The sequence below is a fragment of the Lysobacter sp. M2-1 genome (genome assembly GCF_022662495.1).
In the GTDB taxonomy this organism is placed as follows: Bacteria; Pseudomonadota; Gammaproteobacteria; order Xanthomonadales; family Xanthomonadaceae; genus JAKPBU01.
This window is the reverse complement of the sequence record NZ_JAKPBU010000001.1, coordinates 1,361,441-1,373,302: the sequence shown is the minus strand read 5'-3', so window position 1 is coordinate 1,373,302 and position 11,862 is coordinate 1,361,441. Positions and strand designations below refer to the sequence as shown.

The window sequence follows — 11,862 nt, the reverse complement described above, 5'->3', positions numbered from 1 at the left end:
TGGAGGCCGGATGGAATCCTTCTGGAAGCCGCCGGCGCCCCGCCCGCGTACGTTTTTCCTCCCGGCGCGCTCCGGTTTGACGTCGCTTGCGGCGGCCAACGATAATTTCGGGTCGTTGTGCGTGCCGTCGGCGCGCCGCCCAGGGATCACGGAGCCTCCATGCGCCACGCTCGCGCTTTCGCCATCGCCGGCCTGGCCATCGTCGCCGTCGCCGCGGTCGCCTTTGCCCAGACCACGGTTACCCCCTTGCCCGACAACGGGCCGGTGGAAACCGCGCCGCTGGACGCATCGGCGGTGGCTGAGCTGGCCAAGACCCGCTGGGGCGATCCCAAGAAAGGCGCGGCCCTGGCCGGTGCCTGCGCGGCCTGCCACGGCCTGGACGGCAACTCCGCTGCCGCACCCAACCTGTATCCCCGCATCGCCGGCCAGAGCGAGCGCTACATCGCGCGCCAGCTAGCGTTGTTCAAAGGGGGCGTGCGCACTGGCGGCAGCGCGGCGCTGATGATCCCCTTCGCCCAGCCGTTGAGCGCGCAGGACATGCGCGACCTGGGCGCCCATTACGCCACCCAGAAGGCGGGCGCCGGCATCGCCGACGACACCGCGATCGCGGAGGGGCCCTATGCCGGGATGAAGTTCTACGAAGTCGGGCAGAAGCTCTATCGCAGCGGCGATGCGGCCCGCGGCATTCCCGCCTGCATGGCCTGCCACGGCCCTGCCGGTGCCGGCAATCCTGGCCCGGCCTACCCGCACGTGGGTGGCCAGCAGGCCTGGTACGTCGCACGTCGGCTCGAGGAATACCGCGCGGGCACCACCAACGAACGCGACCCGGCCCTGTTCGACACGATGGCCGCAGTGGCCAAGTCGCTCACCGACGAGGAAATCCAGTCGCTCGGCAGCTTCCTGCAAGGCCTGCATGCGCGCAGCGACGAAGCGCCCGAAGGCACGGTTGTCGCAGCGGCGCCCGCCCCTGCCGCTCCCGCTGCCCCGACCCCGGCCGCGGCACCGACGACTCCGGAACCGGCCGAAGACGAAGCCCCGACGGCTCCCGAGACCGCGCAATAGGGCAGTTGTTCCGCCGCGAAGGAACTCGCGCCGCTGCGCGCGGTCCCATCCCGAACAGCTCCCTTGCAGAATTTCCGCCGGCCAGCCCGCTGTGCCGGCATTCTTTTGCCCGCGGTCTCACATCTCGAGCAACGCCGACCATGAAACGCCTAGCCGTGCTGTTCGCCCTGGTGATCGCCCTGCTGCCCGTCCTCGCCTGGTCGGCACCCGCGGTGGAAGGCCGCGATTACGCCCTGATCGAGGACGGCGCCCCATATCAGCCGCTGGCCGGCAGCATTGAGGTCGCCGAGGTTTTCGCCTACTGGTGCGACCACTGCGCCCGGTTCCAGCCCATGGTCGAGGCCTGGCAGCGCAAGTTGCCCAAGGACGTGCGCCTGAGCTACGTGCCCCTGCCCTCCGGGCGCGACGACGCGTTCGCGCGCGGCTTCTTCGCGACCCAGGCTGCAGGTGCCCTGGCGAAAGTCCATGCGCCGCTGTTCGTGGCGGTGCATGACGAGCAGTTGGTGCCGCGCAACCCCAGCATCGACGAACTCAGCGCCTGGTACGGCCAGCGCGGCCTGGATGCCGCCAAGTTGCGCGCCACCATGGCCAGCCCGGCGCTGGCCGACCGCCTGGCCGAGGCGCACCAGTTCGCCGTGCGCAGCGGCGTGGAGGGCACGCCCACCCTCATCGTCAACGGGCGCTACCGGATCCTGGGCCGTTCGCTCGAAGAACTGCTGCGCAATGCCGATGCGGTGATCGCGCAGCTGCGTACACCCGCCCGCTGATAACCTAGCGGCAACGTTTGCAGGAGCACTACGCATGACCCGTCGATCGTTCGCAATGCTTTCGTTTGCCCTGCTGCTCGCCGTTGGCCTGGCCGCATGCAAGCCGAAGGCGCCCGAAACCGCAGATCCGGCCGCCGCCCCTGCCGCTGCCGACCAAACCGCTGCGCCGGCCCAGGCCAGCGCCGCCGATGCCGAACAGGCCCGGGCCGCGGACGCCGAGATTTCGCAGCTCCTGTCCGAAGCCGGTCCGCCGCCGGTGGAAGGCACCGACTACGTGGTGATTCCCAACGGCCAGCCGTTCGAGCCGATCGCCGGCAAGATCGAAGTGGTCGAGGTGTTCAACCATGTCTGCCCGGCCTGCGCCGGGTTCCAGCCGTTGATTTCCGCGTGGAAAGCCAAGCTGCCGGCGGACGTGAACTTCGTCTACGTGCCGGCCCAGTTCGGCGGGCCATTCGATACCTATGCGCGCGCGTTCTACGCCGCGCAGGCGTTGGGGCTGCAGGACAAGACCCACGACCCGCTGTACCGCGCGATCCACATCGACCGCAGCCTCAAGGGCGAGCGCGGCCAGGACACGCCGCAGGACATCGGCCGGTTCTACCAGGCCTACGGCGCCGACCCGACGCAGTTCGCCGAGACCATGGGCAGCTTCGCGGTCGAAGGCAAGCTCGCCAAGGCCAAGCAGTTTGCGCAGCGCAGCGGCGTCGAGGGCACGCCCACGCTGATCGTGGCCGGCAAATACCGCGTGACCGGCGGCACCACCCGCACCGACCAGGTCCGTATCGCCAACCAGCTGATCGCAATGGAACGCTCGGCGGCCAGCGGGAACTGACGCATCAGGCCACGCCGGGCCCCACCCGCATGCCGCCCAGCACGCGCCGCCTCAAGCTGCTCAGCGCCAATATCCAGGCCGGCTCAAGCACCCGCCGCTACAGCGACTACGTGACCCGCAGCTGGTCGCATGCGCTGCCGGCGGGGCGCAAGCGCGGCGCGCTCGACGCGATCGCCGAGGTGGCGGCCGAACACGACATCGTCGGCCTCAACGAGAGCGACCCTGGCAGCTTGCGCTCGGGCTTCACCAACCAGACCCATTACCTGGCCGAGCGTGGCGGCTTCGGTTACTGGAGCCACCAGCCCAATCGCAGCGTCGGCGGCGTCGCCTCCAGCGCCAACGGACTGCTGAGCAAGCTCGAACCGGTGGACGTCACCGACCATCCCCTGCCCGGCCGGATCGCCGGGCGCGGCCTGCTGCTGGCGCAGTTCGGCGAAGGCGATGCGGGACTGGTCGTCGCGGTGGCGCATCTGTCGCTGGGCGCGCAGTCGCGGCGCTCGCAGCTGGATTTCATCGCCGACGTGCTGGACCAGCACGAGCACGCCGTGCTCATGGGCGACTTCAACTGCCCGCCGGATTCGGCGGAGATGCTGCAGCTGTACAGGCGCACGCGCCTGCAGCCGCCCGAATGCGTGGTGGCCACCTTCCCCAGCTGGCGTCCGCAGCGCGCCATCGACCACATCCTGGTCACCCCGGGCCTGGGCGGCTGTACCGGGCATCGCGCGCTGGCCGCGGCCGCGTCGGATCACCTCGCGCTGTCGATCGAACTCGACGTGCCGGAAGCGGCGCTGCAGGCCTGACCACCCTGCCGTAGGAGCGACGTCAGTCGCGCGCCTTTTCCGTGGGAACGATCGAAGTCGCGGCTTTCGCTCGGCGTGAATCGATACCGTCGCGACTTCAATCGCTGCCAAGCGCTTCACGTAAACGCCGGTCGCCCGAAGGCAGGCTCGCGACCGACGTCGCTCCTACGAAGCCGGATCCGGTCCGCGACGGTCGCAATGAAGCGGGCGGCGATTCGCATCGCCGCCCGCTGGATTCACGCCATGCCGTGGCCGATCAGAACCGCAGATCGGCGCGCAGATACCAGAAGCGACCGCCCGGGATGTCGTAGGTGGACGCGTCGTAGCCGTTGAGCGAGCACGACAGGCAGATCGGCGGATCCTGGTCGAACAGGTTGTTGACGCCTGCCGTCAGCTGCAGCCCCTGCAGCAGGTCGAACTTGTAACCGAGCTGCACGTCGACATAGGTGGTGTCCGGCAGATCGTTGGTGCCGGTGTCCGGCGAGCTGCACACCGCAAAATCCACCGCATCGCCGCAATTCTCGGTCAGGTCGGAGATGTGGCGCACCGTCCACGCTCCGCTCCAGGCGTCGCGCTTCCAATCCAGGGTCGCGGTCGAGGTCCATTCCGGGATCGCGCTGTCGTTGACTTCGATGCCCGGTGCGCGCGGCTGCACCTGCCCGGCCGCGCCGATGGCCTCGTACTCGCTGACGAAGGTGTTCTGCCAGGTCAGCTTGAACTGTCCCAGATCGGTCGCGGGCAGGGTCCAGAACAGATCGGCATCCCAACCGCTGGTCCGGATCGAACCCAGGTTGGTGAGCCGGTTGGCGAAGCCATTGATGCTGCCCACCGAGGAACGGGTGATGCCATCGCAGTAGATCGGATCGAGGGTTTCCACGCACAGGTTGAGCTGGGTCTGCGCGTCGATGGCCTGGATCGCGCCTTCGATGTCGTGGCGGTAGTAGGTCACCTCGAAATCGAGGCGCTCGGACCAGCTCGCGTCGGTCGCCCAGCCCGGGCTGTACACCATGCCCGCGGTGAAGCTGTTGGCGCGCTCCGGATCCAGATCCTCGTTGCCGCCGGTAGTGACCGAGATCTGCGCGTTGGACTGTTGCGCACCGCCCGGCACGCCCAGCGCCGTGCAGTTGGCGGCATTGCCGGTGGGCGGTGAGCCATCCAGCCCGATCAGGCAGGGATCGTCGATCTGCAGGTCGGCGCGGCTGGCCGAGCCGAACAGCTCGCCGATGGACGGGGCACGGAAGCCCTTGGCGAACGTGGTGCGCAGCAGGAACTCGTCGGTCAGCTGCCAGCGCAGGCCGTACTTGGGCGTGAACTCGCTGCCGAAGGTGGAATAGCGCGAGTAGCGTCCGGCCAGGCTCAGGTCGAGGCTCTTGCCCCAGGCCGAATCGCTCAGCAGCGGAATGTTGAGTTCGAGATAGGCCTCGTTGACGTCGTATTCGCCCTCGGTCGGCAGCGAAGGCACGCCGTTGTAGAAGCCGGCCACTGTGATCGGATCGGGCTGGTACCAGCCTTCGTACTTGCGGTACTCGTAACCGGTGGCGAACGAGATCGGACCGGCCCAGCCCTCGAACAGGTCAGAAGAGATGTTGGCCGAGACCAGCGAGAGCTTCTGCTCGCTCTCGTCGCGTACCACCGGCTGGATCCACGCGAGCATCGCCGGGGTCAGCGTGCCGGGACCGCCGAAGATATTGACGTCCACGCATCCGGGCGTGGTCGCGCAGGTGGAACCGTCGGCGAGCGTATCGCCCAGACCGAGCGCGAGGTTGCGGATGTTGTAGCTGCCATAGTTGGTCTGCTCGGCCTTGTTGCGGCTGTAGGCCAGGTTCACGTCCCACGACCAGAGCCGGTCGGCGGCGTCGAAGCTACCCACCAGTCCGGTCGACAGGTACTGGGTGTTGACTTCCTGCTCGAAAATGCGCGGTCCGCCTTCGACCGGCCGGCGCCCGATCAGCACCAGGTTGGCGTCGGGGCCGCGCGAGTTCAGGTCGATGCCGAACGGATTGAACGGATGGCTCGCGGGAATGTTGATGTTGTCGGCCAGCGGATTGCCGGTGCCGGCGTCGGGACCGAGGAAGATCGGTTCGGGCGCGGCCTGGTTGACCGATTCGCGCCGGTTGGCCAGCGCCTTCACGTACCACTGCAGCCCATCGTTGATGTCGAAACGGAACTGGCCGAACACACCGGTGCGCTTGGAGGGCGTCACCAGCAGGTTGTACTGGGCGAAGTTGAAGCGATTGGCGGTGCCGAAACCGATGAAATCGTCCGGATAGACCGGGATCGGGCTGAAGCTGCTGCCGTTGGGCGTGGTGATGTTGCAGAACGCGACCGGAGCCGTGGCCGGATCGTCGTCCAGATCGGTCAGCGGGCATGCGCTGCTGGGCGTGCCCGGGAAAAAGATGAAACGACCGTTCGGCGTGCCGGAGCTGGCGAAGGTCAGGCCGGTGCCGGGAACCGGGAAGCTGGACTGCTCGCGGTCCTTGGAATACACCACGTCCTGATCGACGTAGCTCACGCCCACGAACAGGCTGCTGCGATCGGTGGTGTGTCCCCAGGCGAAGTCGGCCCCGCTGGTGGCGCCATCGCCTTCGCCGTACTGGCCGTAGTTGAGCGTGACCTGGCCACCCTCGAAATTGCGGCGGGTGATGATGTTGACCACACCGGCGATCGCATCGGATCCGTACAGCGACGAGGCGCCGTCCTCGAGCACCTCGATCCGCTCCACGATCGCCAGCGGAATGGTGTTGAGATCGGTCGCCGCGCCCACGCCGGAGGCGGAGGACTCGTTGACCCAGCGCACGCCGTCGACCAGCACCAGCACACGCTTGGGACCCAGGTGACGCAGGTCGACCTGGGCCGAACCCGCGCCCACGCCGTCGCCGTTAGGCGAAAAGCCGAAGTTGCCGGACGAGTTGAACCTGGTATTGAGCGCAGAGCCCGAACCGGTGAGTTCCTGGACGATGTCGCCGATCGAGGTCTGCCCCGAGCGGTCGATGTCCTCGCGGGTCAGCACCTGCACCGGTACCTGGCCCTCGACCTCGGCCCTGCGGATGCGGGTGCCGGTGACTACCACCGTGTCGAGGGTGCGGGCCTCCTCGGCAGTCTCGGGCGCAGCCGGAGCAGGCGTTGGTTCCTGCGCGGCGGCCAGCGCCGGCAGGGTCAGGAGCAGCGAAATCTGGACAGCGGTGGCCAGCCGATGGCGGCGTGGGGTGGACATGGGTTCTCTCCCGGACCTGTGGATGAACATGCGTCCGCGTCCCCTGTCACGCGGCCTGACCAGGTTTGTAAACGTTTCGTAAAGGCTCGGCAAGTCCCTTTCGGATGTAACCGCTTACTGGAAGAAGAAACTGCAACCCACCGCGATCAGGAACACCGCAAATACCCGTTTGAGCGCCCGTCCAGACAGACGATGGGCCAGCCGGGTGCCGTAGGGCGCCGCCAGTACCGAGGCCACGGCCACGCCGGCGGCGGCCGGCAGGTAGACATAGCCGACCGCGCCAGGCAGCGACAGGGCACCGGCGGGGGCCTGCAGCGCATAGCCCAGCGCACTGCCGATGCCGATGAAGATGCCGCAGGCCGATGACGTCCCCACCGCGCGCACCGGGGCCACCCCACGCCAGACCAGCAGCGGTACGGTCATGCTGCCGCCGCCGATACCGACCACGGCCGAGATCGCGCCGATGCCGATGCCCGCCGCGGTGTAGCCGGGCCCGCGCGGTGCGGGCGCGCCGTCGGCACGCACCCGCTCGCCTCCGAACAGCAACTGGGCGGCGGCGAGGAAGCAATAGCCCGCCACGCACCAGCGCAACACGTCGCCATCCAGACCGATCGCGAAGCGGCTGCCCAACCAGCCCCCCACCAGCACGCCGGGCACCATCCAGGCGGCAGTGGGCCATAACACGCTGCCGCGAAGGTGGTGGGCACGCGCCGAGGACGCGGCCGTCAGGACGATGCTGGCCATCGAACTCGCCAGCGCGGCGTGCATGGCAGCCTCGGCGGGCACGCCCAGCAGCGGCAGGATCCAGGCCAGCGCCGCCACCAGCACCAGACCGCCGCCGATCCCGAGCAGGCCGGCGAGCGTGCCGGCGATCGCGCCGAGGACGAGGTAGGCGACGTATTCCATGCGTTGGCAACCCAGGACGGATGCCGTGCAGTGTGTCATCGCGGCGCCAACCTCCGCCGCGTACGTTGCAGGCGCGCGCACGGAGCGCATCCATTTGCTGAACCGACCACGTGCCGTCATGGCGGCAGCCAACGCAGCGTCGGCATCGCCTGCACATCGCTCGGCTATAGTCGCCCGATGCCTGCCCGATCCCCCGCTAAATCCTTGATTGCCCGACGTTTGCCGACACTGACCCTGTTGCTGTGCGGCATCGCTTCGCCCGTGTTTGGGCAACGCCCGCCCGACGACAGCGTCCTTGGCACCGCGATCGCCGCGGCCGAAGCGGGCCGCTTCGACGCCGCGCAGTATCCCGGCATCGCCGCGCATCCTGCCTACGGCTGGGTGGAATACGCCGCGCTGCGGCGGAACATGGACCTGATGCTGCCCGCGCAGGCCCAGGCATTCCTGGGCCGTTATCGCGACCAGCCCGTGGCCGAGGCCTTCCGGGCCGATTGGCTGGCCTCGCGTTCTCGGGTGAAGGACTGGGCAGGCTTCCGCGCAGCCTGGTCGCCCCAGGTGCGGAGCACGTCGCTGCGCTGCGCGGAACTCAACGCACGCCTGGCCGCCGGTGCGGCGGACGCGCAGTGGACGAGCGATGCCCAGGCGCTGTGGCGCAGCAGTGCCAAGGCTTTCCCCAGCGAATGCGGCGAGCCATTCGCGGCGCTGGCCATGCGCGGCGGCCTGACCCCGGCGCTGCGCTGGGAACGCCTGGAGAAAGCCGCAGCCGAATGGGACCCGGAAGTGATGCGCAGCGCCGCCGCGGGCTTGCCCGCCGACGAAGCCGCGCTCGCCAACGACTACGCCGCCTTCGTCCAGGCCATCCACCCGCGCGCACTGAACTGGCCCAAGACCGCGCGCAGCCGGCTGATCGCCTCGCATGGGCTGGCCCGCCTAGGCAAGTCGGTGCCGGGCACCGCCGAAGCGCAACTGCCGAAGTACGCGCAGGCGCTGGGCTTCACCGAAGAAGACCGCGCTCGCGTGCTGTACCAGATCGCGCTGTGGACGGTGGCCTCGTACGAACCCGAATCGGCGCGTCGCCTGGCCGCGGTGCCTGCTTCCGCCTACGACGAGCGCCTGCACGAATGGCGGGTGCGCGAAGCCCTGGCGCGCAGCGACTGGCGCGCAGCGCTGGAGGCCATCCGGCGGATGGGCGACAAGCAGCGCAGCGATTCGCGCTGGACCTGGTTCGAGGCCCGCACCGCGGAACTCACCGGCGACAAGGCCGGCGCGCAGGCGCTGTATCGCAAGGCGGCGCAGAAATCCGATTTCCACGGCTTCCTCGCCGCCGACCGCCTCGATCAGCCCTATGCGCTATGCCCGTGGCTACCGGACGACAGCGCGGCAGCGAAAGCCGCCGTCGCGCGCGATCCCGCCCTGGTCCGCGCGATTTCCCTGTTCCGCGCCGAGCGCAAGGCCTGGGCGCAAAAGGAGTGGGAGGACGCGCTATCGCGCTTCGACCAGGCCCAGCGCCGGCTGGCCGTCGCCGTGGCCCAGGAAGGCGGCTGGTTCGACCGCGGCGTGTTCGGCCTGGTCAACGTCGGCGGCAAAAATTATCCCGAAGAAACGCGCCTGTACCAGCTGCGCTTTCCGATTCACCACGCCGATACGATCCGGCGCGAGGCCGCGAAGCATCGGCTGGATCCGGCCTGGGTGGCCGCCGAGATCCGCGCCGAGAGCGTGTTCGATCCGCGTGCGCGCTCGCCCGCCAATGCGATGGGCCTGATGCAGGTGCTGCCCGGCACCGGCGCCGAAGTCGCGCGCAAGGCCGGGCTGCCCTGGGGCGGCGCGCAGAGCCTGTACGACGCGGACACCAATATCGTCCTCGGCACCACGTATCTGCGCCAGCTGCTCGACAAATACGAAGGCAAGCCCTATGAAGTGATCGCCGCATACAACGCCGGGCCCGCGCCGCTCGCCCGCTGGAAGACCCAACGCCCCGGCATGGATCCGGACATCTGGATCGAGACCATCAGCTACAAGGAAACCCGCGACTACGTGGCGCGGGTGCTGTCCTTCTCCACCGTCTACGACTGGCGCATGAGCGCTTCGGACAAGCGCGAGGGCGATGCCCTGCGCCTGACCGACCGCATGCATGGGCGCAGCGGCCCGCGCAAGAAGTTCACCTGCCCGCTGGCGAGGTAGGTCGGGGCGACGCGACGTGCGCTTGAGCCGAATCTACCGAGCGTCGGCCGCGTAGGGCCGACCTACAATACTGTCGCTGTCTATATCGGAGTCAGACACATGGGCCTGATCGACACCCTCCTCGGCCACGCTGGCGAGACCCCGATCGACGCCATCGCGGAGGAATTCGCGCCGCTGCTGGCGCCGGGCGAAACCCTGCAGCGCGCCTTCGCTATGGTCCGCGATCTGGTTGTGTTCACCGACCGGCGCATGATCCTGGTCAACAAGCAGGGCGTGACCGCGAAGAAGGTGGAATACCGCAGCATTCCCTACCGCGCCATCAACATGTTCGCGCTCGAAACCGCGGGCCACTTCGAACTGGAGACCGACCTGCGGATCTGGATCAACGGCCAGGCCGCGCCGCTGGACCTGCATCTGGAACGCGGCGGCGGTGCCGCGCAGATCATGGCGGTGCTGGCGCAGAACACGTCGAAATAGCGGCTCCGGCAAGGCTGTCCGCATGCAGAGCTATCTCGTCGGCGGCGCGGTCCGCGATCGCCTGCTCGGCATCGAAGGCGGCGACCGCGACCACGTCGTGGTGGGCGAAAGCGTCGAGTCGATGCTGGCGGCCGGATTCAAACAGGTCGGGCGCGACTTCCCGGTGTTCCTGCATCCGCAAACCGCCGAGGAATACGCGCTGGCGCGCACCGAGCGCAAGTCCGCGCGCGGCCACACCGGCTTCGTGGTGCACGCCGATCCCTCGGTGACGCTCGAGCAGGATCTGGCGCGGCGCGATTTCACCATCAATGCGATCGCCCAGAGCGAGGAAGGCGACCTGATCGATCCGTTCGGCGGCGTGCGCGACATCGATGCGCGGGTGCTGCGCCATGTCGGCCCGGCATTCGTCGAGGATCCCCTGCGGGTGCTGCGCGCGGCGCGCTTCATGGCCAGGCTGGCGCCGCTCGGCTTCCGCATCGCCGACGAAACCATGGCCCTGATGCGCAGGATGGTCGAAGGCGGCGAACTGGATGCACTCACCCCCGAGCGCGTCTGGCAGGAGCTGGTGCGCGGCCTCGCGGCCCGGCAGCCATCTGCATTTCTGCGCACGCTGCGTGATGCCGGTGCGCTGGCGGTGGTCCTGCCGGAGGCGGATGCGCTCTACGGCGTGCCGCAACGAGCCGAATACCATCCGGAAGTCGATACCGGCGTGCACGTCGAGCTGGTCTGCGACATGGCCGCGACGCTGGCGCCCGGCGATGCCGTGATCGGCTTCGCCGCGCTGACCCACGACCTGGGCAAGGCGCTCACGCCCGCGCAGGAACTGCCCAGGCACCTGATGCACGAACACCGCGGCCTGGCGCCGCTGCGCGCGCTGTGCGACCGACTGCGGGTGCCGAGCGAACACCGCCAGCTGGCCGAAATGGCCTGCCGCGAACACCTCAATGTGCACCGCCTGCTCGAGCTCAAGGACAGCACCGTGCACGACCTGCTGGTGCGCTGCGATGCATTCCGCAAGCCTGCGCGGATCGCCCAGCTGGCCGTCGCCTGCGAAGCCGACAAGCGCGGACGTGCCGGACTGCAGGACCATGCATATCCGCAGGCGGCCGAACTGGTACGTCTGCATGCCGCTGCCCTGGCGGTGCGCAGCGATGACATCGGCGCCGAAGATCTGCAGGGCCCGGCCTTCGGCGAGGCCCTGCGCAAGGCGCGTATCGCCGCCATTCGCGCCGCGCGCGCGTGAAGCCCGACGTTATTCCGCGCTGGTCGGGTCGATGGTGGCGGTGACCCGGTTCACGGCGTTGGCCGGGAAGCCGCCGCGCTGCGCGTGCTCGAGGATCTCGGCTTCGCTGGGGGCGATGTATTCGCAATAGACCTTGTTTGCGGTGACGTGGCTGCGCACCCATTGCACCTGCGGTCCCATCTCCCGCAGCACGTCGCAGGACTTCTGCGAGATGCCGCGCAGTTCCTCCGGCGGCAGCGCCCCGGCGCCGGGAATCTCGCGTTCGATGATGAATCTGGGCATGGGCATGCTCCGCGCGCGGACGATCCCGCACCAGGCCCAACGCGACGCCACCGCGGCAACGGTCACGCCGCTCCGAACGCCGAACTCACCGGTGCGGG

The 11,862-nt window shown here is 68.8% G+C and carries 10 protein-coding genes; 7 read left to right on the top strand and 3 right to left on the bottom strand.

The window, feature by feature from the left end; genetic code table 11:
* Positions 1-159: 159 nt before the first annotated feature.
* The 4 genes from MC375_RS06030 (at position 160) to MC375_RS06015 (ending at position 3,461) form a co-directional block, all read left to right on the top strand.
* The gene (locus tag MC375_RS06030; protein WP_242102390.1) at positions 160-1,062 is read left to right on the top strand and encodes a c-type cytochrome; all 903 of its coding nucleotides are present in this window, start codon (positions 160-162) and stop codon (positions 1,060-1,062) included.
* A gap of 140 nt (positions 1,063-1,202) precedes the next feature.
* A complete protein-coding gene (locus tag MC375_RS06025; protein WP_242102389.1) occupies positions 1,203-1,829 on the top strand; it encodes a thiol:disulfide interchange protein DsbA/DsbL in 627 nt (208 codons plus the stop codon).
* A gap of 34 nt (positions 1,830-1,863) precedes the next feature.
* A complete protein-coding gene (locus MC375_RS06020) occupies positions 1,864-2,661 on the top strand; it encodes a thiol:disulfide interchange protein DsbA/DsbL (RefSeq protein ID WP_242102388.1) in 798 nt (265 codons plus the stop codon).
* A gap of 29 nt (positions 2,662-2,690) precedes the next feature.
* A complete protein-coding gene (locus tag MC375_RS06015; RefSeq protein ID WP_242102387.1) occupies positions 2,691-3,461 on the top strand; it encodes an endonuclease/exonuclease/phosphatase family protein in 771 nt (256 codons plus the stop codon).
* A 256-nt stretch (positions 3,462-3,717) separates the two neighbouring features.
* On the opposite strand, the gene MC375_RS06010 is transcribed toward MC375_RS06015, so the two are convergent.
* Positions 3,718-6,675, bottom strand: a complete 2,958-nt coding sequence (locus MC375_RS06010; RefSeq protein ID WP_242102386.1) for a TonB-dependent receptor — start codon at positions 6,673-6,675, stop codon at positions 3,718-3,720.
* A gap of 114 nt (positions 6,676-6,789) precedes the next feature.
* Positions 6,790-7,581, bottom strand: coding sequence for a sulfite exporter TauE/SafE family protein (locus MC375_RS06005; RefSeq protein ID WP_242102385.1), 792 nt, complete (start codon positions 7,579-7,581; stop codon positions 6,790-6,792).
* 219 nt (positions 7,582-7,800) lie between these two features.
* On the opposite strand from MC375_RS06005, the gene MC375_RS06000 reads away from it, so the two are divergent.
* The 3 genes from MC375_RS06000 (at position 7,801) to MC375_RS05990 (ending at position 11,482) form a co-directional block, all read left to right on the top strand.
* On the top strand, positions 7,801-9,762 hold the full coding sequence (locus tag MC375_RS06000) for a transglycosylase SLT domain-containing protein (RefSeq protein ID WP_345779261.1): 1,962 nt from the start codon (positions 7,801-7,803) through the stop codon (positions 9,760-9,762).
* 99 nt (positions 9,763-9,861) lie between these two features.
* Positions 9,862-10,239 (top strand): PH domain-containing protein, encoded by a 378-nt coding sequence (locus tag MC375_RS05995; protein WP_242102383.1) that lies wholly within the window; start codon positions 9,862-9,864, stop codon positions 10,237-10,239.
* A 22-nt stretch (positions 10,240-10,261) separates the two neighbouring features.
* On the top strand, positions 10,262-11,482 hold the full coding sequence (locus tag MC375_RS05990; RefSeq protein WP_242102382.1) for a multifunctional CCA addition/repair protein: 1,221 nt from the start codon (positions 10,262-10,264) through the stop codon (positions 11,480-11,482).
* A gap of 9 nt (positions 11,483-11,491) precedes the next feature.
* Here MC375_RS05990 and MC375_RS05985 read toward each other — a convergent pair whose 3' ends face one another.
* Positions 11,492-11,764, bottom strand: a complete 273-nt coding sequence (locus MC375_RS05985) for a DUF4242 domain-containing protein (RefSeq protein ID WP_242102381.1) — start codon at positions 11,762-11,764, stop codon at positions 11,492-11,494.
* Positions 11,765-11,862 lie beyond the last annotated feature (98 nt).